Source organism: Pseudomonas sp. zbq_18 (assembly GCF_043102245.1).
GTDB lineage: Bacteria > Pseudomonadota > Gammaproteobacteria > Pseudomonadales > Pseudomonadaceae > Aquipseudomonas.
In genome coordinates this window covers 50752-74190 of the sequence record NZ_JBICIT010000016.1, presented here as the reverse complement: position 1 = coordinate 74190, position 23439 = coordinate 50752, and the positions used below count along the sequence as shown (strand labels likewise).

General features: G+C 65.6%; 23 protein-coding genes. 13 read left to right on the top strand and 10 right to left on the bottom strand.

Going from position 1 to position 23439, the window contains the following annotated elements; all coding sequences use genetic code 11:
* Positions 1–96: 96 nt before the first annotated feature.
* Entirely contained in the window at positions 97–858 is a 762-nt protein-coding gene (locus ACF8C6_RS12940) for an NRDE family protein (RefSeq protein ID WP_392499666.1), read from the top strand.
* On the opposite strand, the gene ACF8C6_RS12935 is transcribed toward ACF8C6_RS12940, so the two are convergent.
* Together ACF8C6_RS12935 and ACF8C6_RS12930 are read right to left on the bottom strand one after the other, a co-directional pair.
* The gene (locus ACF8C6_RS12935; RefSeq protein WP_392499665.1) at positions 855–2351 is read right to left on the bottom strand and encodes a methyl-accepting chemotaxis protein; all 1497 of its coding nucleotides are present in this window, start codon (positions 2349–2351) and stop codon (positions 855–857) included. The genes ACF8C6_RS12940 and ACF8C6_RS12935 overlap by 4 nt on opposite strands.
* Before the next feature lie 122 nt (positions 2352–2473).
* Positions 2474–3331 (bottom strand): SDR family oxidoreductase, encoded by an 858-nt coding sequence (locus ACF8C6_RS12930; protein ID WP_392499664.1) that lies wholly within the window; start codon positions 3329–3331, stop codon positions 2474–2476.
* A 141-nt stretch (positions 3332–3472) separates the two neighbouring features.
* Here ACF8C6_RS12930 and exbB point away from each other — a divergent pair, with 141 nt between their 5' ends.
* The 6 genes from exbB to ACF8C6_RS12900 all read left to right on the top strand — a co-directional run bounded on the left by exbB (position 3473) and on the right by ACF8C6_RS12900 (position 10325).
* Complete coding sequence (gene exbB, locus ACF8C6_RS12925) at positions 3473–4576, top strand: tonB-system energizer ExbB (protein ID WP_392499663.1); 1104 nt, start codon at positions 3473–3475, stop codon at positions 4574–4576.
* 3 nt (positions 4577–4579) lie between these two features.
* Positions 4580–5005: a TonB system transport protein ExbD gene (exbD, locus tag ACF8C6_RS12920; protein WP_392499662.1), complete on the top strand. Its 426-nt coding sequence runs from the start codon at positions 4580–4582 to the stop codon at positions 5003–5005.
* Positions 5002–5706: an energy transducer TonB gene (locus tag ACF8C6_RS12915; RefSeq protein ID WP_392499661.1), complete on the top strand. Its 705-nt coding sequence runs from the start codon at positions 5002–5004 to the stop codon at positions 5704–5706. The genes exbD and ACF8C6_RS12915 overlap by 4 nt, the downstream gene beginning before the upstream one ends.
* A 99-nt stretch (positions 5707–5805) precedes the next feature.
* Positions 5806–6741, top strand: coding sequence for a hydrogen peroxide-inducible genes activator (locus ACF8C6_RS12910; RefSeq protein WP_392499660.1), 936 nt, complete (start codon positions 5806–5808; stop codon positions 6739–6741).
* On the top strand, positions 6738–8813 hold the full coding sequence (gene recG / locus ACF8C6_RS12905) for an ATP-dependent DNA helicase RecG (protein ID WP_392499659.1): 2076 nt from the start codon (positions 6738–6740) through the stop codon (positions 8811–8813). The genes ACF8C6_RS12910 and recG overlap by 4 nt, the downstream gene beginning before the upstream one ends.
* Positions 8814–8915: 102 nt before the next feature.
* Complete coding sequence (locus ACF8C6_RS12900; protein ID WP_392499658.1) at positions 8916–10325, top strand: aminoacyl-tRNA deacylase and HDOD domain-containing protein; 1410 nt, start codon at positions 8916–8918, stop codon at positions 10323–10325.
* A gap of 58 nt (positions 10326–10383) precedes the next feature.
* Here the strand turns inward: ACF8C6_RS12900 and ACF8C6_RS12895 are convergent, their stop codons facing one another.
* The 4 genes from ACF8C6_RS12895 to ACF8C6_RS12880 form a co-directional block, all read right to left on the bottom strand.
* Entirely contained in the window at positions 10384–11109 is a 726-nt protein-coding gene (locus ACF8C6_RS12895) for a hypothetical protein (RefSeq protein ID WP_392499657.1), read from the bottom strand.
* Between the two features lie 58 nt (positions 11110–11167).
* A complete protein-coding gene (locus tag ACF8C6_RS12890; RefSeq protein ID WP_392499656.1) occupies positions 11168–11566 on the bottom strand; it encodes an SCP2 sterol-binding domain-containing protein in 399 nt (132 codons plus the stop codon).
* A gap of 123 nt (positions 11567–11689) precedes the next feature.
* Positions 11690–11962, bottom strand: a complete 273-nt coding sequence (locus ACF8C6_RS12885) for an HU family DNA-binding protein (protein ID WP_043307679.1) — start codon at positions 11960–11962, stop codon at positions 11690–11692.
* Between the two features lie 275 nt (positions 11963–12237).
* Positions 12238–12405 carry a rubredoxin gene (locus ACF8C6_RS12880; RefSeq protein WP_277689697.1) on the bottom strand — a complete coding sequence of 56 codons (168 nt, stop codon included), beginning with the start codon at positions 12403–12405 and terminating at the stop codon, positions 12238–12240.
* A gap of 149 nt (positions 12406–12554) precedes the next feature.
* Between ACF8C6_RS12880 and ACF8C6_RS12875 the strand changes: the two genes are divergently transcribed.
* From ACF8C6_RS12875 to ACF8C6_RS12855, 5 genes are all read left to right on the top strand, one after another.
* The gene (locus ACF8C6_RS12875) at positions 12555–13103 is read left to right on the top strand and encodes a chorismate--pyruvate lyase family protein (RefSeq protein ID WP_392499655.1); all 549 of its coding nucleotides are present in this window, start codon (positions 12555–12557) and stop codon (positions 13101–13103) included.
* Positions 13104–13212: 109 nt separating this feature from the next.
* A complete protein-coding gene (gene ubiA, locus ACF8C6_RS12870) occupies positions 13213–14106 on the top strand; it encodes a 4-hydroxybenzoate octaprenyltransferase (RefSeq protein WP_392499654.1) in 894 nt (297 codons plus the stop codon).
* Between the two features lie 80 nt (positions 14107–14186).
* Entirely contained in the window at positions 14187–14876 is a 690-nt protein-coding gene (phoB, locus tag ACF8C6_RS12865) for a phosphate regulon transcriptional regulator PhoB (RefSeq protein ID WP_068827619.1), read from the top strand.
* A gap of 58 nt (positions 14877–14934) precedes the next feature.
* A complete protein-coding gene (gene phoR / locus ACF8C6_RS12860; RefSeq protein ID WP_392499759.1) occupies positions 14935–16212 on the top strand; it encodes a phosphate regulon sensor histidine kinase PhoR in 1278 nt (425 codons plus the stop codon).
* 54 nt (positions 16213–16266) lie between these two features.
* Entirely contained in the window at positions 16267–17607 is a 1341-nt protein-coding gene (locus tag ACF8C6_RS12855) for a hemolysin family protein (protein ID WP_277689700.1), read from the top strand.
* A 19-nt stretch (positions 17608–17626) separates the two neighbouring features.
* On the opposite strand, the gene ACF8C6_RS12850 is transcribed toward ACF8C6_RS12855, so the two are convergent.
* The 4 genes from ACF8C6_RS12850 to gcvA form a co-directional block, all read right to left on the bottom strand.
* Entirely contained in the window at positions 17627–17875 is a 249-nt protein-coding gene (locus ACF8C6_RS12850) for a hypothetical protein (protein WP_392499653.1), read from the bottom strand.
* 89 nt (positions 17876–17964) lie between these two features.
* Positions 17965–19794 (bottom strand): diguanylate cyclase, encoded by a 1830-nt coding sequence (locus tag ACF8C6_RS12845; protein ID WP_392499652.1) that lies wholly within the window; start codon positions 19792–19794, stop codon positions 17965–17967.
* Positions 19795–19867: 73 nt separating this feature from the next.
* On the bottom strand, positions 19868–20764 hold the full coding sequence (locus ACF8C6_RS12840; RefSeq protein ID WP_392499651.1) for a peptidoglycan DD-metalloendopeptidase family protein: 897 nt from the start codon (positions 20762–20764) through the stop codon (positions 19868–19870).
* Positions 20765–21094: 330 nt separating this feature from the next.
* A complete protein-coding gene (gene gcvA, locus ACF8C6_RS12835) occupies positions 21095–22012 on the bottom strand; it encodes a transcriptional regulator GcvA (protein ID WP_392499650.1) in 918 nt (305 codons plus the stop codon).
* Positions 22013–22192: 180 nt separating this feature from the next.
* Here gcvA and ACF8C6_RS12830 point away from each other — a divergent pair, with 180 nt between their 5' ends.
* On the top strand, positions 22193–23374 hold the full coding sequence (locus ACF8C6_RS12830) for an acyl-CoA dehydrogenase (RefSeq protein ID WP_392499649.1): 1182 nt from the start codon (positions 22193–22195) through the stop codon (positions 23372–23374).
* Positions 23375–23439: the final 65 nt, after the last annotated feature.

Below are 23439 nucleotides of genomic sequence, written 5' to 3'. Positions count from 1 at the left end.
CATGGTAGCGGATGCCCCGGCCGCCCTCCAGCCAGACGCGGGCTGTCGAAGCTTTGTTGCTAGACTGCGCTCACGCCCGCCGGATCTGGAGCCCCCATGTGCCTGATCGTCTTCGCCTGGCGCCCTGACCACGCCCTGCCGCTGGTACTGGCCGCCAACCGCGACGAATTCTATGCCCGCAGCAGCCTGCCACTCGGCGAATGGTCGGACATGCCCGGCCTGTTCGCCGGCCGCGACCTGCAGGCCGGCGGCACCTGGCTGGGGGTGAACCGCAAGGGCCGCTTCGCCGCCCTGACCAACATCCGCGACCCGCATCAGGCCAAGGGGCTTCACTCGCGGGGCGAACTGGCGGTCGAGTTCCTGCGTGGTGAGCGGGATGCCGAGACCTTTCTCGCCGAGCTGCACGCGCGCCTGGATCTGTACAGCGGCTTCAATCTGCTGCTGGGCGACCGCCAGGCGCTGTACTACTTCAACTCCAAGGAAGGCCAGGCCAGGCGCCTGCAAGCCGGCCTCTACGGCCTGTCCAACGCCGAGCTGGATACGCCCTGGCCCAAGGTGCTGCGCGCCAGCGAAAAACTCGCGGCAGCCCTGAACAATCCACAGCCGCAGCAGCTGCTGGCGCTGATGCGTGACCGCCAGCAACCGCCACGGTCGCTGCTGCCGGACACCGGTATCGGCCTCGACTGGGAACAGCTGCTGTCGAGCATGTTCATCGTTGGCCCCGGCTACGGTACCTGCTCCAGCAACGCACTGCTACTCGATAGCTGCGGCGGCGTGACGCTGGTCGAGCAGCGCTATGACACGCAGGGCCAGATAGCCGGCGAATCAGCCATCCAGCTACCGGCGCCAGCCACCTAAGCCACCACAAAGCGCCGGCTCAACTCGCCCAGCTTGCGCGCCAGTTCACGCAGTCGCTGGCTGTCGCCATCCAGCACCTCGGCATTCTCGGCATTGCGCTCGGCCACCTGCTGTACGCCAGCCAAGTAGCGGCTGACCTCGCCACTGGCACTGGCCTGCTCATGGGTCGCCGCGGCGATCAACCCACTCATCTGGCTGACGGCCTCGATCTCGGCGACGATGGCCAGCAGCAACTCGCCGGCCCGGTGGCTGTCGGCCACGCAACGCGTCACTGCCTGCTGGCTGTCCTGCATGGCACTGGCAGCCTGACGGCTGCTCTGTTGCAGACGGCCGATGATGTCCTGGATTTCCGCGGTGGACGCGGCGGTTTTCTGCGCCAGGTTACGCACCTCGTCGGCCACCACGGCGAACCCGCGACCCTGCTCGCCAGCCCGGGCCGCCTCGATGGCAGCATTGAGCGCCAGCAGGTTGGTCTGCTCGGCGATGGCGCGGATAACCTCCAGCACCCGGCCGATCTGCTGCGACTGTTCGGCCAGCGCCTGCACCTCCTGACCCGTGCCGTCGATCAGCTCGGCCAGGCTGGCGATTTCGCCGGCACTCTGGGTCACCGCTGCGCGGCCCTCCACAGCCTTGGCCGTGGCCTCCTGCGTCGCACCGGCAGCCTGTTGCGCGTGGCTGGCGACGGCATCGATGGCGGTGCTCATTTCCTGCATGGTGCCCGCCATGTGCGAGATCTCCTCCAGCTGGAGCGAGGAGCCCTGGCGCAGGTGCTGGGTCGCCTGCCTCAGACTGTCGCCGGTTGCGGCCAGCCCCTGTGTATCGGCCAGCACCTCGGCCACCAACTCTTCCAGTTGGGCGAGGAAGTGATCGAAACGCTCCACCACCGGCCCACTGGTCCGGGCCCGCAGGCGCAGGTCGATGCGTTCGTCCTGCGCAGTGATGCCCGCCACCACCTGCATCAGCGCCTCGCCCTCGCGTGCCTCGGCATAGGCCTGACGCGCCAGGTAGATGAGGATTGCGCTCTCCAGCACCACGTAGAAGGCATGCAGGAAGATGATCGGCCAACTGCCCTGCGGCACCACAAAAACGCCCACGCCTTGTTGCTGCAGGGCAAAGAAGCTCAGGTGATGCACGGCGATCACGCCCGCTGCTATCACGATGGGCAGCCAGTCGCGGTAATAGACCAGGAAGGCCAGCAGCACGAAGATGCCAAAGTGCATCTCCAGCACCCCGCCGCTCTGGTTGATGTGCAGCGCCGACATCACCATGAACGCCACCGCCACGCAGCAGCGCATCAGGCGGCTGCCCCCGACCAGCGCATTGAGCAGGGTCAGCACCAGCGCGGTCCCACCGCCGACCAGCAGTGCTTGCGCCCAGGTACCGTGCCAGGCGGCCAGGCCGAGCGAATAAAGGAACATCAGCCAGAGCACGCCAAGCATGATGCGGTCGGCTTTGCGGTAATGGGCAGCGAGATTGAAGGCGGACTGGCTCATGACGACATCTACCTGGCAGAAGCTCAGAAGCGAGCAAAGTTGTACAAGAACACATTTATGTACAACAAGTATAGGCCCAGTGACGCCCTTTGATCACCCACCGATGCAAGTGAGTGCTCCGCCTAGCTCTGCCCGGCCAGGATAGAGGCATAGCCCTCGCGATAACTCGGATACCGGGGCGCCCACCCCAGTTCACGGACACGCGCGTTGCGGCAGCGTTTGCTGCCGGCGCGGCGCACGCTCTGCTGCTCGGCCCAATGCGTGACCTCGAGTTGCTCGCGCAGCCAGCCAACCACCTCATGCAGCGGCGCGGGTTCGTCATCCACCCCGATATAACAGTCTTCCAACACATGCCCCGACACATCCGCCTGCAGCAAAAAGCCCAGCAGGCCGGCGGCATCGTCGGCATGGATGCGGTTGCCATACAAAGGTGGCTCGGTTGCCACGCGGAAGCCCTGGCGCACCTGGCCCAGCAGCCATTCGCGGCCCGGCCCGTAGATGCCGGCCAGGCGCACCCGCGTCGCCGGTATGGAACTGTCCAGCGCCACCTGCTCCGCTTCGCGCATGATCCGTCCGGAATAGCTCTCGGCTGTGGCAGGTGAGGTTTCGTCCACCCACTCGCCACCCTGCTGGGCATACACGCCCGTACTGGAGACGAACAACAGGCGCCGCGGCCGCTGCCCATGCTCGGTCAGCCAAGCCAGCGCATGACGCAAGCCGTCGACATAGGCACGGCGATAGCCTGCCTCGTCATGCTGGCTGGCTGCCGCGCAGTACACCAGATAATCCAGCGGCTCCTGCGGCCAGGCCGCCGGGCAGCTTGGCTGCTGCAGGTCGCCGGCCACCGGCACAATGGTGGCCGGCAGGCGGGATACATCACGGCGCAGGCCATAGACCTGCCAGCCCAGCGCGCTCATGCGCTCACCGAGCCGGCTGCCCACATCGCCACAACCGGCGATCAGCAAAGTGTGTTGAGTCATCGTTGTTCCTGTTCCGAGGGAGCTCTACCGGTGAAAATGTTACATCGTTACTTTCATAAACAAGAATTAATTGCAATAATGCCGCACCTTCAACCTGCCCCAGATCCGGGACAGGCCTCTCTACTACCAGGTCCGGCCAGCATGAACCCTAACGCCCTCCGCGCCCAGCCCACTCCCGCCCCTCGACTGACACTCGCCGCCATCCTGCTGGGCTTGCTGCTGCCGTTCGGCGCCTTCGCCGAGGAAGCTGCCCTGGCCACACCGGAAGCAGCAGCTGCTGTAGCCGCCAGCAGCGAGCAGACGCCACCCGCCACCGCGCAGTCGCAACAGGACGCCCTGCTGCAAAAACTGCAGGCCCTCGGCCCGCAGGCTACTGCCGAACAGCTGCGCGAAGCCGCCCGGGAGCACCTGACGGAAACCGGCGCCTCCGCGGAAGAAATCACCAAGACCCTGCAGGCCCTGAACAACGCCGCCACCCTGGAACAGGATCTGAACAGCCTGCTGGCAAACGAAGCCGTGCTGACAGAAGACGAGACCCTGCTGCACGACCTCTCGCCCATGGGCATGTACCGCAATGCCGATATCGTGGTGAAAAGCGTGATGATTGGCCTGGTACTGGCCTCGATCCTGACCTGGACTGTGGGGATCGCCAAGGGCCTGGAGCTGCTCATCGCCCGCCGCCGCCTGCGCCGCGAAGTGCCCGAACTGAAAGGCGCACGCAGCCTGGTCCAGGCCGCCGAGCAGGCACGCGCCAAGCACAGCTTCAGCAGCCTGCTGATCGAGGACGCCCGCGACGAGCTGCGCCTGTCCGCCAGCAGCAAGGACAAGGAAGGCATCAAGGAGCGCGTCAGCTTCCGCCTGGAACGCCTGGTCGCCGCCAGCGGCCGCAGCATGAGCCAGGGCACCGGCGTGCTCGCCACCATCGGTTCCACTGCACCCTTCGTCGGCCTGTTCGGCACCGTGTGGGGCATCATGAACAGCTTCATCGGCATCGCCACGTCGCAGACCACCAACCTCGCCGTGGTCGCCCCCGGTATCGCCGAAGCCCTGCTGGCCACGGCCCTGGGCCTGGTCGCGGCGATTCCGGCGGTGGTCATCTACAACATCTTCGCCCGCTCCATCACCGGCTACAAGGCCCAGGTCGCCGACGCCTCGGCTCAGGTGCTGCTGCTGGTCAGCCGCGACCTCGACCTGCCGAGCACCGCCGAACGCAGCCAGCCACCCCACGTGGCCAAGGTGGTCTGAGCCATGGGTCTGCATCTCAACGAGGGCGGCGACGATCTTCAGGAAAACCACGAGATCAACGTCACTCCCTTCATCGACGTGATGCTGGTGCTGCTGATCATCTTCATGGTCGCCGCGCCCCTGGCCACGGTGGATGTGAAGATCGACCTGCCGGCCTCCACCGCCAAGCCGGCGCCGCGCCCGGACAAGCCGATCTACCTGAGCATCAAGGAAGACAACAGCCTGTTCCTGGACAACGAGCAGGTCGACCCGGTGCTGCTCGGTAGCGTGCTGGACAAGCGCACGGCCGGCGACAAGGACAAGACCATCTTCGTCCGCGGCGACAAGGGCGTGGAATACGGCGACCTGATGCAGGTCATGGACAACCTGCGCGGCGCCGGCTACCTGAAGATCGGCCTGGTGGGCCTGGAAACGGTCGGCGCGCAATGACCCTCACACGCCGCCTGCCGTACTGGGCGCTCGCTCTGCTGGTGGTCATCGCCGCCCACGTCGGCCTGTACCTGATCACTCAGCTCAAGCCCAAGCTGACACCCATGGCACCACCACCGGCGGCCATGATGATCGAGCTGGAGCCGCTGCTGGCACCGGTCGAGCCGCCGCCACCGCCGCCGCAGCCGGTGGTCGAGCCGGACGTGCCGGAGCTGCCGAAAGTGGTCGAGGCGCCGAAACCGAAGATCGCCATCGTCAAGCCCAAGCCGCAGCCCAAGCCGAAACCGCCGCAACCCAAGCCGCCGGAGCCGGAGGTCAAGCCGCCGCAGGAGCCCGCCCCCGTGGCCGCCCGCGACGAGAAGGCCGCCGCACCGCAGAAGGCGCCGGTCAGCGCACCGACCAAGGCCCAGGTCAGCTGGCAGAGCAAGCTGCTCGGCCACCTGGCGAAGTACAAGCGCTACCCGGAAGATGCCCGCCGCCGTGGCTTCGAAGGGGTCAATCGCCTGCGCTTCGTGCTCGACGGCAACGGCAAGGTGCTGTCCTACGCGCTGGTCGGCAAATCCGGCAGCGCCTCGCTGGACCGCGCCACCCTGGAGATGATCCGCCGCGCCCAGCCGCTGCCGGCGCCGCCGGCGGACATGCTGCAGAACGGCCAGCTGGAGATCGTCGCCCCCTTCGTCTATTCCCTGGAGCGCCGCTAGCGCCCCAGGTCGACGAGTGCCCCGCGACTCGGCGCGCGGGGCAGTTGGTTCCATTGAAGACAGCGGCTATGCTTGAGCGCATCTCAATGGACTAAAACTATGACCCTCACCGAACTGCGCTACATCGTCACCCTCGCCCAGGAACAGCACTTCGGCCGCGCCGCCGAACGCTGCCACGTCAGCCAGCCGACCCTGTCGGTGGGCGTGAAGAAGCTGGAAGACGAGCTCGGCGTACTGATCTTCGAGCGCAGCAAGAGCGCGGTGCGCCTGACCCCGGTCGGCGAGGGCATCGTCACCCAGGCGCAAAAGGTACTGGAGCAAGCCCAGGGCATCCGCGAGCTGGCCCAGGCCGGCAAGAACCAGCTGGCCGCGCCGCTGAAGATTGGTGCCATCTACACCGTCGGTCCCTACCTGTTCCCGCACCTGATCCCGCAGCTGCACCGAGTCGCCCCGGACATGCCGCTGTATATCGAAGAGAACTTCACCCACGTGCTGCGCGACAAGCTGCGCACCGGCGAGCTGGACGCCATCATCATCGCCCTGCCGTTCCAGGAAGCCGACGTGCTGACCAAGCCGCTGTACGACGAGCCGTTCTTCGCCCTGCTGCCGGCCGGCCACCCCTGGGCCAAGCTGGACACCATCGACAAGGAAATGCTCAACGACAAGAGCCTGCTGCTGCTCGGCGAGGGTCACTGCTTCCGCGACCAGGTACTGGAAGCCTGCCCTTCGCTGCGCAAGGGCGGCGAAGACAGCGCCAAGCACACCACCGTGGAATCCAGCTCGCTGGAAACCATCCGCCACATGGTTGCCTCGGGCCTGGGCATCTCCATCCTGCCGTTCACCGCCGTGGACAGCCACCACTACGCCCCGGGCGTGATCGAGATCCGCCCGCTGACCGCGCCGGCGCCCTACCGCACCGTGGCCATCGCCTGGCGCGCCAGCTTCCCGCGGCCCAAGGCCATCGAGATCCTCGCCGACTCGATCCGCCTGTGCTCGGTGGCCGCCCGTCCCCAGGGTGAAGCCCTGCCGGCATGACCGAGCTGGCCCAGGTGCCAGTCACCGCGCTCAAGGGAGTCGGCGCGGCGCTGGCGGAAAAACTCGCCAAGGTCGGCCTGGAAACCCTGCAGGACGTACTGTTCCACCTGCCCCTGCGCTACCAGGACCGCACCCGCGTGGTGCCGATCGGCGCCCTGCGTCCGGGCCAGGACGCCGTGATCGAAGGCGTGGTCGCCGGTGCCGACGTGGTCATGGGCAAGCGCCGCAGCCTGCTGGTACGCCTGCAGGACGGCAGCGGCACCCTATCCTTGCGCTTCTACCATTTCAGCCAGACGCAGAAGGACGGTCTCAAGCGCGGCACCCACGTGCGCTGCTATGGCGAGGCCCGCCCCGGCGCCTCCGGCCTGGAGATCTACCACCCGGAGTACCGTGCCCTCGGCGCCGATGAAGTGGCGCCGGTGGAACAGACCCTGACGCCCATCTACCCGACCACCGAAGGCCTGACCCAGCAGCGCTTGCGCGCCCTCAGCCAGCAGGCCCTGGCCCGTCTCGGCCCGCACAGCCTGCCGGACTGGCTGCCCGAGGAGCTGGCCCGCGACTACCAGCTCGGCCCGCTGGACGAGGCCATTCGCTACCTGCACCGGCCACCGCCGGATGCCGACCTGGACGAGCTGGCCGAAGGGCGCCACTGGGCCCAGCACCGCCTGGCCTTCGAGGAACTGCTGACCCACCAGCTGTCGCTGCAACGCCTGCGTGAGCAGGTGCGCGCCCAGCAAGCCCCGCGCCTGCCACCGGCCAAACGCCTGCCACAGCAGTTCCTGCACAACCTGGGCTTCGCCCCCACTGGCGCGCAGCAGCGCGTCGGCGCCGAGATCGCCTATGACCTGGCCCAGGACGAGCCCATGCTGCGCCTGGTGCAGGGCGATGTCGGCGCCGGCAAGACGGTGGTCGCCGCGCTCGCCGCCCTGCAGGCGCTGGAGGCCGGCTACCAGGTGGCGCTGATGGCGCCCACCGAGATTCTCGCCGAGCAGCACTACCTCAACTTCACCCGCTGGCTGCAGCCGCTGGGCATCGACGTCGCCTGGCTGGCCGGCAAGCTCAAGGGCAAGGCTCGTGCCGCCGCCCTGGAGCAGATCGCCAGTGGCACGCCGATGGTGGTCGGCACCCACGCGCTGTTCCAGGACGAAGTGCAGTTCCGCAACCTGGCCCTGGCGATCATCGATGAGCAGCACCGTTTCGGCGTGCAGCAACGCCTGGCCCTGCGCCAGAAAGGCATCAACGGCCGCCTCTGCCCGCACCAGCTGATCATGACCGCCACGCCGATTCCACGGACCCTGGCGATGAGCGCCTACGCCGACCTGGACACCTCGATCCTCGACGAGCTGCCGCCCGGACGAACACCGGTGAACACCCTGGTGATCGCCGACAGCCGCCGTATCGAGGTGGTCGAGCGGGTCCGCGCCGCCTGCGCCGAAGGGCGCCAGGCGTACTGGGTGTGCACCCTGATCGAGGAATCCGAGGAGCTCACCTGCCAGGCCGCCGAGACCAGCTTTGAGGAGCTGTCCAGCGCCCTCGGCGAGCTGCGCGTCGGCCTGATCCACGGACGCATGAAGCCGGCCGAGAAGGCCGCGATCATGGATGAATTCAAGCGCGGCGAGCTGCAGCTGCTGGTCGCCACCACGGTGATCGAGGTCGGCGTCGACGTGCCCAACGCCAGCCTGATGATCATCGAGAACCCCGAGCGCCTGGGCCTGGCCCAGCTGCACCAGCTGCGGGGGCGAGTCGGCCGCGGCAGCGCCGCCAGCCACTGCGTGCTGCTCTACCACGCGCCGCTGTCGCAGCTGGGACGCGAGCGTCTGGGCATCATGCGCGAGACCTGCGACGGCTTCGTGATCGCCGAAAAGGACCTGGAACTACGCGGGCCTGGCGAAATGCTCGGCACCCGTCAGACCGGCCTGCTGCAGTTCAAGGTCGCCGACCTGATGCGCGACGCCGACCTGCTGCCGGCCGTGCGCGATGCCGCCCAGGCCCTGTTGGAGCGCTGGCCGCAACATGTCGCGCCACTGCTGGAGCGCTGGCTGCGCCACGGCCAGCAGTACGGTCAAGTGTGAGCCAGCGCACAGACTGCCGCCGGTCGCCCGTCCGGCGGCAAAGCGAAGCCCGCGCAGCGCTGGTTATACTCCCGTCAGTTGTTTCTCAGCCGGATATTGCCGATGACCGAAGTTGCTCTCGCCCCCGATTCCGCCCCGCGCCCTCCGATGGTGATCCTGCAACTGCTGGAAAAGCTTGGTGCTCCCTGCCATGTCCGCCCCGATCACCCGGCGCTGCCAGCGGCGCGGCGGGTGCAAGCCGTGCTGCTGGACGACGCCGTCGGCGCCCTGCTGGTGCTGTTCCCACAGAGCCAGCTACTCGACCTCAACCGTCTGGCCGAACTGACCGGACGCAAGCTCACCGCCGTCAAGCCCGAGCGCATGGAGCGCATGCTGGCCAAGCACAGCCTCGGCGTGTTGCCAGGTCTGCCGCCGCTGACCAGCTCGCCCTGCCTGTATGACGAGCGCCTGCTACAGGAATCCAGCCTGCTGGTAGAGTCCGGCCAACCCGGCGTGCTACTGGAAATCGGCAGCGAGCACTACAAGAGCATCCTGCTGGCCAAGGCCAGCGCCGCACGCTTCGGCGAGCCGGTCATCGATATCCGCCCCAACCTCGATCGCCCCGACGACGACCGTGCCGAGATCACCCAGGCCGTGCAGGCGTTCACCGCCCGCCGCATCCAGCAGCGCCTGGAAGAAACCATCGAGATCCCGCCGCTGCCGGAAACCGCCCAGCGCATCATCAAGCTGCGCGTCGATCCGGACGCCACCGTGGACGACATCACCGGCGTCGTGGAAACCGATCCGGCGCTGGCAGCCCAGGTGGTCAGCTGGGCCGCCTCGCCCTACTACGCCGCACCCGGCAAGATCCGTTCGGTGGAGGACGCCATCGTCCGCGTGCTGGGCTTCGACCTGGTGATCAACCTGGCCCTCGGCCTGGCCCTGGGCAAGACCCTGAGCCTGCCCAAGGACCAACCGCAGCAGACCACGCCCTACTGGCAGCAGGCGATCTACACCGCCGCGGTGATCGAGGGCCTGACCCGCGCCATGCCCCGCGCTCAGCGCCCGGAAGCCGGCCTGACCTACCTCGCCGGGCTGCTGCACAACTTCGGCTACCTGGTGCTGGCGCATGTCTTTCCGCCGCACTTCTCGCTGATCTGCCGGCATCTGGAGGTCAACCCGCACCTGTCCGCCGGCTATATCGAGCAACACCTGCTGGGCATCACCCGCGAGCAGATCGGTGCCTGGCTGATGCGCTTCTGGGACATGCCGGAAGAACTGGCCAGCGCCCTGCGCTTCCAGCACGACGCCAGCTACGAAGGCGCCCATGCCGCCTACCCGAACCTGGTGTGCCTGGCGGTCAACCTGCTGCGCAGCCGCGGTATCGGCAGCGGCCCGCAGAGCGAGTTGCCGGACGCGTTGTTCGAACGCCTGGGCATCACCCGCGACAAGGCCGACGAAGCGTTGAACAAGGTGCTGCAGGCCGAAGTGGCGCTACGTGAGCTGGCCTCGCAGTTCAACACCCCGCACTGATCCTCGAGCTTCGGCTAAACGCCACATAGGCAAAAGGGGCCATCCGGCCCCTTTTGCATTACTTGAGTTTGGCCCGCCGTGCCGCGAAGACCGCTGGCAGCGCCTGGGCACTGGCCTCCAGCACCGCACGTAGCGCCGGCTGCTCATAGAGCGCCGCGTACTCGCCAAGCTGGGCACTGGGCGTACTGCGGTAGGCGTACAGCATGAAGGCCTCAACCCCGCTGGCACTGGAGGCACGCAGGGGCTGTAGCTGAGCGGCAGTCTGCTCGGCGAGAATCTTTTCGTCGATGTCCTCACCCCGCGCACGCAGTGCCAGCAGCGCCTGGGTCTTGCCTACCTCGTAGCGCAGCAGGGTCGCCAGCTCGGTGGTGTGCGCCGCCTGGTCCAGGCGGCGCACCAGGTCGAGCCGTGCCTGCAGCGGGGGGCGCTCCTGCAATTGCAGGCGGTAGGCTGCCAACCCGCCGTCCTTGGCCACGGCGCGCTCGGCTTCGGTGAATTGCCTGGCCAGCGGACTGTCGAGCAGCTTCAGCGCGGCCTCCAGCTGTTGCGGCTGCAGCTTGGGCGCCACCTGCTTGGCCAGGTCCGCGCACAGCGGCTTGGCCTGAAACTGCTCAGCCAGGGCCTGCTGCTGCTCACCACTCATGCCACGCTGCAGCAGCGGCAGGGTCTGCTCGCAGAGCAACTGCACGCCGGCCAGTTCCAGCACCCGCTCCAGGGTGGCCGCAGCCGACTGCCCCGCAAAGCTCAGCGAAATCAACAGGGCAACAGCAGTCATCAAGCGCATGGGGTGACTTCCATTCAAAACAACAAGCTTAGCGATAGAGACTCCATCGGGCCGCGAATCAGGCCGCTTTCTTGTGCTCGCTGGGCTTTTTCTTCTTCGGCACCACGTGCTTGAGCAGGCCCTGGAACCAGATCACCAGTGCCGGGTTGCCCTGGATCTGGATGTCCTTGTTCTGGATACCCTGCATGAAGGCCAGCTGCTTGTTCTTGGCGTTCATGGTGGCGAAGCCGTAGGCGGCATCCTTGAAGCCGATGGCGAAAGCCGGTTCCTTGGCGGCACCAGCGTGGCTGCTGACACGCTGATCCTTGATCCGGAAATGACGCGCAACCTTGCCATCTAGGGTATGCAGCTGGAAGACCAGCTCCTTGCCCTCCAGCTGCTGCTGAAAGTCGGCATTAGTGCGGCTTGCCTTGGCCATCAGACGGCCCAGCATCCAGAGAAGAAAACGGAATTTCATGGCGCGCGGCCTCATGGGTGGGGAATCGGCGGCGCATTGTAGCGGTTTGCGCGAACGACTACATCGTGCAGCCTGGCGCGGGTGGAGCAGCCCGGAGCCCTGGGGCTCCGGACCGGAGCTGGCTCAGTTGACGGCGTCTTTCAGCGATTTACCCGGCTTGAAGGCCACGGTGTTGCTGGCCTTGATCTTCACCGGAGCACCTGTTTGCGGGTTCTTGCCGGTGCGGGCACCACGGTGGCGCTGCAGGAAGGTACCAAAGCCGACCAGGGTGACACTGTCCTTGCGGTTCAGCGCGCTGGTGATTTCTTCGAGCACGGCGTTGAGTACGCGGTTGGCCTGGTCTTTGGTCAGATCAGCCTTTTCGGCAATGGCCGCGGCGAGTTCAGGTTTGCGCATAGATGCCTCTTTGACGGTTTGTTGTTGTTGTGTCCGTGCTGTCCGTCCAGAACAGCGCCAAAGGCGCCGCAACGGCTCTGCGCTGCGGCAGACCAAGGGAGAATGGCACGCCATCCGAGACTGCGCCAGTGCTGGCGGGCGGTTTGCCGGGACAAAAACAAGGCGTTCCAGACAGAACAACCGCCATATCCGCCAAATCTGGAAAAACCCGGTACGCTAGTACTGCAAACGCAAACGGCGACCTTAGGCCGCCGTTTGTCGTTAAACGCTCTGGATCAACCGATTTCGATCATCTCGAAGTCGGCCTTGCCGACACCGCAGTCCGGGCACAACCAGTCGGCCGGCACATCCTCCCAGCGGGTGCCGGGGGCGATGCCATCGTCGGGCCAACCCAGGCTTTCGTCATAGATCAGGCCACAGACCACACACTGCCACTTCTTCATGCTCTACCTCATCACACAACGCCACTGCGGGCGTTATCTGGCTAAAAAATCAGCAGGCTTTGTACTGGCATGTGGCGCGTGACGCAAGTGCAGACCGGCATCGGTAGCATGCTAAGCTCGCCGCCTTTCGATCAGTGAAGCGCCCTGTCGTGCCCTCCTCCGCCCTTGCCCATCCGCCGCGCTGGCTGAACGCCGCGCAACTGCACCCCGCCCCTGCGCACCTGCAGCGTGACTGGCTGTTCGGCCAGGACTCGCTGACCCGTCGGCTGACCGCCCTCAGTGCCGGGCGCTTCAGCGTGCAACCGCTGGTCCAGGGCTGGCAGAGCCTGCGCCAGGACGAATGCCTGGCCCTGCAAGTGCCGAGCGGCAGCCAGGGCTGGGTGCGTGAAGTGTTTTTGCAGGGCGGCGGCAACAACTGGGTGTTCGCCCGCAGCGTGGCGGCGCGCGCGGCGCTGGAGGGCTCCGGCCTCGACCTGGGCAAGCTGGGCAGCCGCTCGCTCGGCGAGTTGCTGTTCAGCGACCGCGCCTTTGCTCGCGGTGAGTTGCAGGTCTGTCGCTACCCTGCCGCCTGGCTGCCGGCCGAGGTGCGTACCGAACAGCTGTGGGGACGACGCTCGTGCTTTCGCCGCGACGGCCTCGGCGTGCTGGTGGCCGAAGTCTTCCTGCCGGCCTTCTGGGAGCGCGCCGCCCAGGTCTAGGACAGAAACGGCGCTGCGTTTTGTGCAGGCTGGCCCGCTTCGCGCGCAGAGCCCACTCCTGCGGCAAGCCCTGGCCCTATAATCGGCGCACTTCACCCGGAGGCCGCCGATGTACCAATCCTTCCTGCTCTCCCTCAACCGCCTGTATCCACGCAGCTGGGACTTCATCCAGCTGATGCGCCTGGAAAAACCCATCGGCATCTATCTGCTGCTGTGGCCGACCCTCTGGGCCTTGTGGGTCGCCAGCAAGGGCCTGCCGGACTTCGGGCTGTTGTTCATCTTCGTCGCCGGCGTGATGCTGATGCGCGCTGCCGGCTGTGTGATCAACGACTACGCCGACCGCCACTTCGACGGCCATGTGGCACGCACCAAGGCCCGCCCGCTGGCCGACGGCCGGGTGCAGCCGCGTGAGGCGCTGATCCTGTTCGCCGTGCTGGTGGCCATCAGCTTCGTGCTGGTGCTGTTCACCAACCTGACCACCATCCTGCTGTCCTTCGGCGGCCTGGCCCTGGCCGCCTGCTACCCCTTCATGAAGCGTTACACCTACTACCCGCAGGTGGTGCTGGGTGCGGCCTTCAGCTGGGGCATGCCAATGGCCTTCAGCGCGGTGACCGGCGAGCTGCCCCCGCCCGAGGCCTGGCTGCTGTATATCGCCAACCTGCTGTGGACGGTGGCCTACGACACCTACTACGCCATGACCGACCGCGAGGACGACCTGAAGATCGGCGTGAAATCCACCGCCATCCTGTTCGGCGATGCCGACCGCATCGTCATCCTTACCCTGCAGGGTCTGGCCCTGCTCTGCCTGGCCATGGCCGGCACGCGCTTCGGTCTCGGTATCTGGTTCCTGTTCGGCCTGTTCGTCGCTGCCGCCTGCTTCGCCTGGGAGTTCTGGAGCACCCGCGAACGTGCCCCGCAGGCATGTTTCGCCGCCTTCCTGCATAACCACTGGGCCGGGCTGGCGATCTTCCTTGGCATCGTCGTGGACTACGCACTGCGCTAGAACTGCCGCACCGCTGTCACATCGCTGCAATAATTCCGTTATCTAATGCGGCGCAGACAGAACGACCCGAGGCTCGACCCATGGTTGGCAAGAACATCCTGATCGTTGACGACGAAGCCCCCATCCGCGAGATGATCGCAGTGGCCCTGGAGATGGCCGGCTACGATTGCCTGGAGGCGGAGAACACCCAGCAGGCGCATGCCCTGATCGTGGACCGCAAGCCGGACCTGATCCTGCTCGACTGGATGCTACCGGGCACCAGCGGTATCGAACTGGCACGCCGCCTCAAGCGTGACGAGCTGACCGACGACATCCCGATCATCATGCTCACGGCCAAGGGCGAAGAAGACAACAAGATCCAGGGCCTGGAAGTCGGCGCCGACGACTACATCACCAAGCCCTTCTCGCCGCGTGAGCTGGTGGCCCGCCTCAAGGCGGTGCTGCGCCGCACCGGCCCCAGCGACAGCGAGGCGCCGATCGAAGTCGGCGGTCTGCTGCTCGACCCGATCAGCCACCGCGTCACCATCGACGGCAAGCCGGCCGAGATGGGCCCCACCGAATACCGCCTGCTGCAGTTCTTCATGACCCACCAGGAGCGCGCCTATACCCGTGGCCAGCTGCTCGACCAGGTGTGGGGCGGCAACGTCTATGTCGAGGAGCGCACCGTCGACGTGCATATCCGCCGCCTGCGCAAGGCGCTCGGCGAGGCCTACGAGAATCTGGTGCAAACGGTGCGCGGCACCGGGTATCGTTTCTCCACCAAAAGCTAAGCCCGGCGTAGCCAGAGTAAGGACGCGATAGGTGAATTCGAACTGGCGGGGCGCGGTCATGCGCCACCTGCTGCTTATCCTGCTGGCCTGCGGCCTGCTCGGCCTGATCAGCGGCCAGTACGCCTGGGCCCTGGTGCTGGGCCTCGGTGCCTATCTGCTCTGGCATATCAAGCAACTGCTGCGTCTGCACCAGTGGCTGCGCACCCGCCAGCCCGACGAGGCGCCGCCCGAAGGCTATGGCCTGTGGGGCGAGGTGTTCGACAACATCTACCACCTGCAACGCCGCGACCAGCGCGTACGCGGCCGTCTGCAGGCGGTGATCGATCGGGTGCAGGAGTCCACCGCCGCGCTGCGCGATGCGGTGATCATGCTCGACAACGAAGGCAACCTGGAGTGGTGGAACCGCGCCGCCGAGCAATTGCTGGGCCTGAAAACCCCACAGGACAGCGGCCAGTCGATCACCAACCTGGTGCGCCACCCGCGCTTCAAGGAGTACTTCGAGGCCGGCCACTTCCAGGAAGACCTCGAGCTACCCTCGCCGGTCGACGACCGCCAGCGCCTGCAGATGCAGATCACCCGCTACGGCAACAACGAACACCTGATGTTCGTCCGCGACGTTACCCGCCTGCACCAGCTGGAGCAGATGCGCAAAGACTTCATCGCCAACGTCTCCCACGAGCTGCGCACACCGCTGACAGTGATCGCCGGTTACCTGGAAACCCTGCTCGATAACGTTGAAGAGGTGAACCCCCGCTGGCTGCGCGCCCTGCAACAAATGCAGCAGCAAGGCGCGCGCATGCAGAACCTGCTCAATGACCTGCTGCTGCTGGCGAAGCTGGAGGCCACCGACTACCCCTCGGACAACCAGCCAGTGGCGGTCGACCTGCTGCTGCTGTCGATCAAGAACGACGCCCAGGCACTCTCCGGCAATCGCAACCACCGTATCAGCCTGGAGGTCGACGCCAAACTACGCCTCAAGGGCAGCGAGGCCGAACTGCGCAGCGCCTTCTCCAACCTGGTGTTCAATGCCGTGAAGTACAGCCCGAACGACAGCGAGATCCGCATCCGCTGGTGGGGCGACGAGCAGGGCGGGCATTTCAGCGTGGCCGACAGCGGTATCGGCATCGAGGCCAAGCACCTGCCGCGCCTCACCGAGCGCTTCTATCGGGTCGACTCCAGCCGCGCCAGCAGTACCGGTGGTACCGGCCTCGGCCTGGCCATCGTCAAGCACGTCCTGCTGCGTCATCGCGCCCGCCTGGACATCACCAGTGTGCCGGGCAAGGGCAGCACCTTCACCTGCCAGTTCCCGGCGCAACAGCTCAATCGTCGCAATTGACGGCGGCGGCGAGAGCCGCCACCCTTGTGCGACCTTTAGCCACCTAGCCCCTCCATGGACCCTTCCACGAGTCTCCCCGCCCCCAATCTGTTCGCTGACCTCGGTCTCGTACTGTTCGCCCTGTTCCTAGTCCTTCTCAACGGTTTCTTCGTGGCGGCCGAGTTCGCCATGGTCAAGTTGCGCGCCACCAAGGTCGAAACCATCGCCGAACAACACGGCTGGCGCGGGGCCATCCTGCGCAAGGTGCACGGCCAGCTGGATGCCTACCTCTCGGCCTGTCAGCTAGGTATCACCCTGGCCTCGCTCGGCCTTGGCTGGGTCGGCGAGCCGGCCTTCGCCGAACTCTTGACCCCGCTGCTCAGTGCCCTCGGCATCGAGTCGCAGAAGCTGGTGCACGGCATCTCTTTCTTCGTGGCCTTCTTCATCATTTCCTACCTGCATATCGTGGTCGGCGAACTGGCACCCAAGTCCTGGGCGATCCGCAAGCCCGAACTGCTGTCGCTGTGGACCGCCGCACCGCTGTACGCCTTCTACTGGCTGATGTACCCGGCCATCTACCTGCTCAACGCCAGCGCCAACGCCATCCTGCGCTACGCCGGGCAGGGCGAGCCGGGGCCGCACCACGAGCACCACTACAGCCGCGATGAGCTCAAGCTGATCCTGCATTCCAGCCGCGCCCGCGACCCCAGCGACCAGGACATGCGCGTGCTGGCCTCGGCCGTGGAGCTGGGTGAGCTGGAAGTGGTGGACTGGGCCAACTCGCGCGAGGATCTGGTCTACGTCGATGTCGGCGCCAAGCTCGACGAGCTGTTCAATCTGTTCCGCCGCCACAAGTTCAGCCGCTTCCCGGTCTATGACGAGAACGAAGGCAACTTCGTCGGCGTACTGCACATCAAGGACCTGTTACTGCAGCTGAGCCTGCTGGAAATGCTGCCGTCGAAATTCAATATCGCCGAGCTGATGCGTCCGATCGAGCGGGTCAGCAAGCACCTGCCGCTGTCCTCGCTGCTGGAGCAGTTCCGCCAGGGCGGTGCGCATTTCGCCCTGGTCGAGGAGGCCGACGGCAAGGTGGTCGGCTTCCTGACCATGGAAGACGTGCTGGAAGTGCTGGTCGGCGATATCCAGGACGAGCACCACAAGGCCGAACGCGGCGTACTGGCCTACCAGCCGGGGCGCCTGCTGGTGAGGGGCGACACCCCGCTGTTCAAGATCGAACGCCTGCTCGGCATCGACCTCGACCACCTCGAAGCGGAAACCCTCGCCGGACTGATCTACGAAGCCCTGAACCGGGTGCCCGACGAGGACGAGGTGCTGGAGACTGAAGGCCTGCGCATCATCGTCAAAAAGATGAAAGGCCCGAAGATCGTCCTCGCCAAGGTGCTCAAGCTGGACTGAGCTGGATGCTGCGTGAGCGTCAGCTGAGTGCCCGACCGCTATCCAGATGCTGATCCACCAGCCATTTACCATGGGCCAGCGCAGCGTGCTGGGCGCTCTCCAGGTCGGCGAGGAAGGCGCTCTTCATCGGCAGGGGAATACGCCGGGTAGCCTGCCCGTCCGGCAGGGTGATCTGGCAGCCAGCAGCCCAGGGCGTGGGGATACCGGGGTGCTCGATAATGGATGCGCTGATGGCGTGGTCGCGATAGGTGCAGTGCAGGTTGTTCATGGTCTTGGCCTCGCTCAAGCGGCGGGTGGGCGTTCTTTCACCTTAACGCGCTGACACCACCTGTCCCTGATTACCGACCAAGGGTCGTACTACTCTGCGCGGCAAACCCGGTTACGCCCGGCGCCCTTGGCCGCGTAGAGCGCCTTGTCGGCGGCATCGATCAGCGCCTGCATGTGCAACTCGCCCGAGGCGTCGTGGCAAGCCAGGCCGATGCTGATGGTCAGCGGCACCGGAATGCCGCGGTACTGCAGGGTCAGTGCCTCAACCTCGGCTCTAATCTGCTCGGCGCGCGCCATACCGGCCTCGCAGGAGGCGCCGCTGAGCAGCAGGAAAAACTCTTCGCCACCGTAGCGCGCGGCCAGATCGCCACTGCGCCGGGCGCTATGGCGCAGCACTTCGGCCACAGCACTGATGCACCGGTCGCCGAAGGGATGGCCATAGGTGTCGTTGATGCGCTTGAAGTGGTCGATGTCGATCACCATCACCGCCAGCGGCTCATTGGCCTGCTGCGCCAATTGCTGGTCGCAGTGGCGGCGATTGGCCAGTTGGGTCAGGGCATCGGTATTGCTCAGGCGGGTCAGCTCAGCATTGGCCTGGGCCAGTTCGCGGGTGGACTGCTGCAACTCGGCGGTTCGCGCCAGTACCCGGCGCTCCAGTTCCTCGTTGGCCCGTGCCTGTTCTTCCAATAGCTGTTGCTGGCTGGCCAGACGCGCTTCGCGCTCGCTGATCAGGTCGCCCTGGGCGAGGATGCGTGCCTTGCGCTCGCTGTTGATACGCTCGGCCAGTGCCACCGACAGCAGGATGAATTCGGCGAAGAAACCCAGGGTCTGAATCCGCAGCGTCAGCGGGTTGACTGGCAGTGCACCCTGCAGCGCCGCTACATGCACCAGGGTGCAGAAAATCAGAAAACCCCAGGCCACGGCGAACAGAGGCGCGGAGCGGTTACCCCGTCGCCACAGACTGATCGCAGTGGCCACGGCGACCACACAACTCAGCAGCGCAACCAGGTTTACACCAAAGCCATGCAGCCATTGCGGGCGCAGCACCAGCAGCAGCATCGCCAGCAACCAGTAGCCGAGCAGCAGGTTGTTGGCCCACAGCACCCAGCCACCGTAGTGGGGAATGCGCAGAAAACTGCGCACGAATATGGTCGCGGCGAGAAAACTCCAGATCGCCGAAAAGCCATAGATCATGGCGGCCGGCCGGCCCAGTTCGGGCCACAAATAGACAATGCCAAAACCACTCAGGGCCAGTTCGTAGACCACCACTGCCAGCAGATAGAAGGTGTACCAGACATAGCTCTGGCTGCCGGTAAACAGAAACAGGCTGGCGTTGTACAGCAGCACCGCGAGCATGGCGCCGAAGAACAGGCCGAGCAGCATGCGCTGGGTTAGCTCCTGCTGGTCAAAGGCGTCCTTGGTCAGCAGCTGCATGGGCGCTACCAGGTTCTCCTCGCTGTGCAGACGCAGATAGATCCAGCGGCTTTCGCCGGCCGGCAGGAGCAGTGGAAAGGTCGGCTGACGGGTGGCCTGCGGCCAGGCACTGAGCGGCAGGTGATCCCCCGCCTGCTGCAGCGGGCTCCACAGCCCCGTGGCAGACTCCAGGGTACGCAACTCGATCAGATCGAGGATCGGCCACTCCACCAGCAGACGCCAATCACTCTGCGCAGAAGCGTTATGGACCTGCAGGCGCACCCACACCGCCCCCGCCTGACGACCCAGACTCAACGACGAGCCTTTGACCGTCTGCCAGCCTTGTGCCTGGCTGGCGCCGGCGAAATCCAGCTCTTGCTCAGGCAACAGGTATTCCAATTGGGAAGCCAGACGCAGCGCCGTGCTCTGCTCATTCAGCTCCAATGCGGCGGCACTGCCGAGACTCGGCAGTAGGCAGAACAGCAGGAAAAGCAGGCGGATTGGCAACTACGCTTCCCTCGACTGGACAGTGCGCTAACCATCGCCGTTAAAGAGCCCGCGCGCAAGCCGAACGTAATGGCTATTCGCCACCCAAGGCAAAATTGGGCAGGCTGTCTACCGGCTGGGCAAAGTTGAAGGGGATGGATTCAAGGGCCAGACCGACATTGCGCTGCACCACGAAATGCAGGTGCGGCCCGGTGCTGTTGCCGGTGTTGCCGGAACGGGCAATTGGCGTACCGGAAGTGACACGCTGTCCTTCACGCACGCTGACCGAACCGCGCATCAGGTGCAGATAGACGCCCATGGTGCCGTCGTCATGCAGGATGCGCACAAAGTTGCCGGAAGGGTTGTTGCCCCGGCCACTCTGATGATTTTCGGTCTTCACCACCATGCCGCCGCGCGCGGCGAGGATAGGCGTGCCCTCAGGCATGGCGATGTCCATGGCGTAACGCCCTTTGGGGGTGTAGTGGCTGTAGCGGCCGTTGGCCCCCTGGGTCAGTTTGAACGGACCTCCGCGCCAGGGCAGCGGGTAGCGATAGACCTGCGGCTGCAGACGTGGGTCACCCATGGCGTAACGCAGGCGCGGCTTGTAGCGCAGTGGCTTGCCGGCATCCTGCGGAGCCAGGGTGAGCAGGCGAATCTTGCTACGCGGCGGCAGTACCCAACGAATGGGCGCATCCGGCGCACCGACCGCGTTGCTGACCTTGTCCAGGCGCAGCTCGATTTCTACCGGCGCGTACAGGTCGTTACGCACCAACAGCGTCTCGCCGGCAGCGTGCTTCTTGGTTTCCAGCTTCACCAGATTGTCGAGCTTCTCCACCATACGGTCGCGGAACACGAACACCTGGGCACCGGGCACGGCCTTGTCGCTATAAGTGACCGTCCCGTGCTTGTCGACATATTTGTAGATAGTCAGCGCACTGGCCTGGGCTGCTGCCAACAACAATGCGCAGAAAAGGAATGAACGCCCTAGCATAAGCTCTCGGATTTAATGGTTATTGGTATCCGGAACTGGCAAGACTAGCAGCGTCGAAATCGCCTCGCGAGTATCGCTACCCCAAGCTGTGCGGCAATCGGCAGGGTAATCCGGCCAACAGCTTCCATATCCGACGAAAGGTTCATCGCAGCGTATTCATTCCAAACTCGCCACGGCTGACCTTGGCTGCGTGATTGAACGTAGTGAAGCCCTACGGCAGGCGGAATAGTCGGCCTCGCTGGCCTTCGGTGCTGCACGTCCGGCCGCAGAGATGCGGCTCTTCCTGGAAGTGGCTTTAGCCACGATGCTTTTCAGGCGACCTCTGCGCAGCTAAACCGCACTACCCGCCCGCGCTTCCCGATAGGCCTGCGCCGCTGCCAGTAGCCAGTCACGAAAAGCCCCCAGCGCGGCCGACTCCAACTTGCGCTCGGGAATCATCAGCCGATAGGCCTTGTCACTGCTGTGCAGCGCCGTCGGATGCGCCGCAACCAGCCTCCCCTCGGCCAGTTCACTCTCGATCAGAAAAGGCGGAATCAGCGCCACGCCCATGCCGTGCGCGGCGGCCTGGGCCAGCATGGAGAAGAGCTCGTAGCGCGGCCCGGAAAGGTCGCGCGGTACGTTGAGCCCCTGGGCGTTGAACCACTGCCGCCAGGCATAGGGTCGGGTGCTTTGTTGCAGCAACGGCAGTGCGGCCAGCTCAGCGGCGCTGAACGGCTCACGACCCGCCAGCAGCGCAGGGCTGCATACCGGCAGCGGCTCCTCAGGCATCAGGTAGTGGCTCTCGGTGCCGGACCAGTCGCCGTCGCCGAAGTAGATGGCGGCATCGAAGGCGGTGTCGGCGAACAGGAACGGCCGGGTACGGTTGGTCAGGTGCACAGTGACTTCCGGATGCAACCGCTGGAAATCCTTCAGCCGCGGCACCAGCCACTGGGTGGCGAACGTCGGCACCACCGCCAGCTCCAGGCTCTGCGCACCCTGCTGGCCCATGGCGGCGAGAGTGTCGCGCTCCACGGCGTCGAGTTGCGCGGCCACTTTGCGGCTGTAGGTGAGGCCGGCCTCGGTCAGCTTGACCCCGCGCCGCGAGCGGCGGAACAGCTCGACGCCGAGGAATTCCTCCAGCCCGGCGATCTGCCGGCAGATGGCGCTCTGGGTCAGCGCCAGCTCCTCGGCGGCCTGGGTGAAGCTCTGATGGCGGGCGGCCGACTCGAAGGCCACCAGGGCCGCGGTGCTGGGAATCTTGCGACGCATATAAATGCCAAGACCTCACTCTGAATCGCTGAAAATGCCTCAAAAGGCTATCTCGGAGTGAGCAATACGCACAACAGCGTGCAAATTACTCGTTTGCCGCACCCGCCCCATGGGCCTAGGCTTTCCTCACTGCCCGGCCAGCGCGCCGGCCCTTCACTGCCACCTTTCGAGGATTCGCCCATGGCCGCCAAGGCAAGCTTCAACTGGATCGACCCGCTGCTGCTGGATCAACAGCTGACCGAAGAAGAACGCATGGTGCAGGGCAGCGCCCAGCAGTTCGCCGCCGACAAGCTGGCCCCGCGCGTGCTGGAGGCCTTCCGCCATGAGCAGACCGATCCGAAGATCTTCCGCGAGATGGGCGAGACCGGCCTGCTCGGCGCCACCATCCCGGAAACCTACGGCGGCAGCGGCCTCAACTACGTGTGCTACGGCCTGATCGCCCGCGAAGTGGAACGCATCGACTCCGGCTACCGCTCGATGATGAGCGTGCAGTCGTCGCTGGTGATGGTGCCGATCTTCGAGTTCGGCAACGAAGCGACCAAGCAAAAATACCTGCCCAAGCTGGCCAGCGGCGAATATATCGGCTGCTTCGGCCTGACCGAGCCGAACCACGGCTCCGACCCGGGCTCGATGATCACCCGCGCCAAGAAGGTCGACGGCGGCTACCGCCTGACCGGCAGCAAGATGTGGATCACCAACAGCCCGATTGCCGACGTCTTCGTGGTCTGGGCCAAGGACGATGCCGGCGAGATCCGCGGCTTCGTGCTGGAGAAAGGCTGGGAGGGCCTGAGCGCCCCGGCGATCCACGGCAAGGTCGGCCTGCGCGCCTCGATCACCGGCGAAATCGTCATGGACAACGTGTTCTGCCCGGAAGAGAACGCCTTCCCTGACGTGCGCGGCCTGAAAGGCCCGTTCACCTGCCTCAACTCCGCGCGCTACGGCATCAGCTGGGGCGCGCTGGGCGCCGCCGAGTTCTGCTGGCACACCGCACGTCAGTACACCCTGGACCGCACCCAGTTCGGCCGCCCGCTGGCACAGACCCAGCTGATCCAGAAGAAGCTGGCCGACATGCAGACCGAAATTACGCTTGCACTGCAGGGCTGCCTGCGCCTGGGCCGGATGAAGGACGAGGGCACCGCCGCGGTGGAAATCACCTCGATCATGAAGCGCAACAGCTGCGGCAAGGCGCTGGATATCGCCCGCATGGCCCGCGACATGATGGGCGGCAACGGCATCAGCGACGAATTCGGCGTGGCCCGCCACCTGGTCAACCTCGAAGTGGTCAACACCTACGAGGGCACCCATGATGTGCACGCGCTGATCCTCGGCCGCGCGCAGACCGGCCTGCAGGCGTTTTTCTGAGTCACCTTGGCTGCGCGCACGCTTTCTCCCCTCGCCCATTCATGGGAGAGGGGCCGGGGGAGAGG

What these genes read in the sequence shown, in the direction of transcription:
- ACF8C6_RS12940 (WP_392499666.1), top strand. Translation starts at nt 97, where the DNA reads ATGTGCCTGATCGTCTTCGCCTGGCGCCCTGACCACGCCCTGCCGCTG.
- ACF8C6_RS12935 (WP_392499665.1), bottom strand. Translation starts at nt 2,351, where the DNA reads ATGAGCCAGTCCGCCTTCAATCTCGCTGCCCATTACCGCAAAGCCGAC.
- ACF8C6_RS12930 (WP_392499664.1), bottom strand. Translation starts at nt 3,331, where the DNA reads ATGACTCAACACACTTTGCTGATCGCCGGTTGTGGCGATGTGGGCAGC.
- exbB (WP_392499663.1), top strand. Translation starts at nt 3,473, where the DNA reads ATGAACCCTAACGCCCTCCGCGCCCAGCCCACTCCCGCCCCTCGACTG.
- exbD (WP_392499662.1), top strand. Translation starts at nt 4,580, where the DNA reads ATGGGTCTGCATCTCAACGAGGGCGGCGACGATCTTCAGGAAAACCAC.
- ACF8C6_RS12915 (WP_392499661.1), top strand. Translation starts at nt 5,002, where the DNA reads ATGACCCTCACACGCCGCCTGCCGTACTGGGCGCTCGCTCTGCTGGTG.
- ACF8C6_RS12910 (WP_392499660.1), top strand. Translation starts at nt 5,806, where the DNA reads ATGACCCTCACCGAACTGCGCTACATCGTCACCCTCGCCCAGGAACAG.
- recG (WP_392499659.1), top strand. Translation starts at nt 6,738, where the DNA reads ATGACCGAGCTGGCCCAGGTGCCAGTCACCGCGCTCAAGGGAGTCGGC.
- ACF8C6_RS12900 (WP_392499658.1), top strand. Translation starts at nt 8,916, where the DNA reads ATGACCGAAGTTGCTCTCGCCCCCGATTCCGCCCCGCGCCCTCCGATG.
- ACF8C6_RS12895 (WP_392499657.1), bottom strand. Translation starts at nt 11,109, where the DNA reads ATGCGCTTGATGACTGCTGTTGCCCTGTTGATTTCGCTGAGCTTTGCG.
- ACF8C6_RS12890 (WP_392499656.1), bottom strand. Translation starts at nt 11,566, where the DNA reads ATGAAATTCCGTTTTCTTCTCTGGATGCTGGGCCGTCTGATGGCCAAG.
- ACF8C6_RS12885 (WP_043307679.1), bottom strand. Translation starts at nt 11,962, where the DNA reads ATGCGCAAACCTGAACTCGCCGCGGCCATTGCCGAAAAGGCTGATCTG.
- ACF8C6_RS12880 (WP_277689697.1), bottom strand. Translation starts at nt 12,405, where the DNA reads ATGAAGAAGTGGCAGTGTGTGGTCTGTGGCCTGATCTATGACGAAAGC.
- ubiA (WP_392499654.1), top strand. Translation starts at nt 13,213, where the DNA reads ATGTACCAATCCTTCCTGCTCTCCCTCAACCGCCTGTATCCACGCAGC.
- phoB (WP_068827619.1), top strand. Translation starts at nt 14,187, where the DNA reads ATGGTTGGCAAGAACATCCTGATCGTTGACGACGAAGCCCCCATCCGC.
- phoR (WP_392499759.1), top strand. Translation starts at nt 14,935, where the DNA reads ATGCGCCACCTGCTGCTTATCCTGCTGGCCTGCGGCCTGCTCGGCCTG.
- ACF8C6_RS12855 (WP_277689700.1), top strand. Translation starts at nt 16,267, where the DNA reads ATGGACCCTTCCACGAGTCTCCCCGCCCCCAATCTGTTCGCTGACCTC.
- ACF8C6_RS12850 (WP_392499653.1), bottom strand. Translation starts at nt 17,875, where the DNA reads ATGAACAACCTGCACTGCACCTATCGCGACCACGCCATCAGCGCATCC.
- ACF8C6_RS12840 (WP_392499651.1), bottom strand. Translation starts at nt 20,764, where the DNA reads ATGCTAGGGCGTTCATTCCTTTTCTGCGCATTGTTGTTGGCAGCAGCC.
- gcvA (WP_392499650.1), bottom strand. Translation starts at nt 22,012, where the DNA reads ATGCGTCGCAAGATTCCCAGCACCGCGGCCCTGGTGGCCTTCGAGTCG.
- ACF8C6_RS12830 (WP_392499649.1), top strand. Translation starts at nt 22,193, where the DNA reads ATGGCCGCCAAGGCAAGCTTCAACTGGATCGACCCGCTGCTGCTGGAT.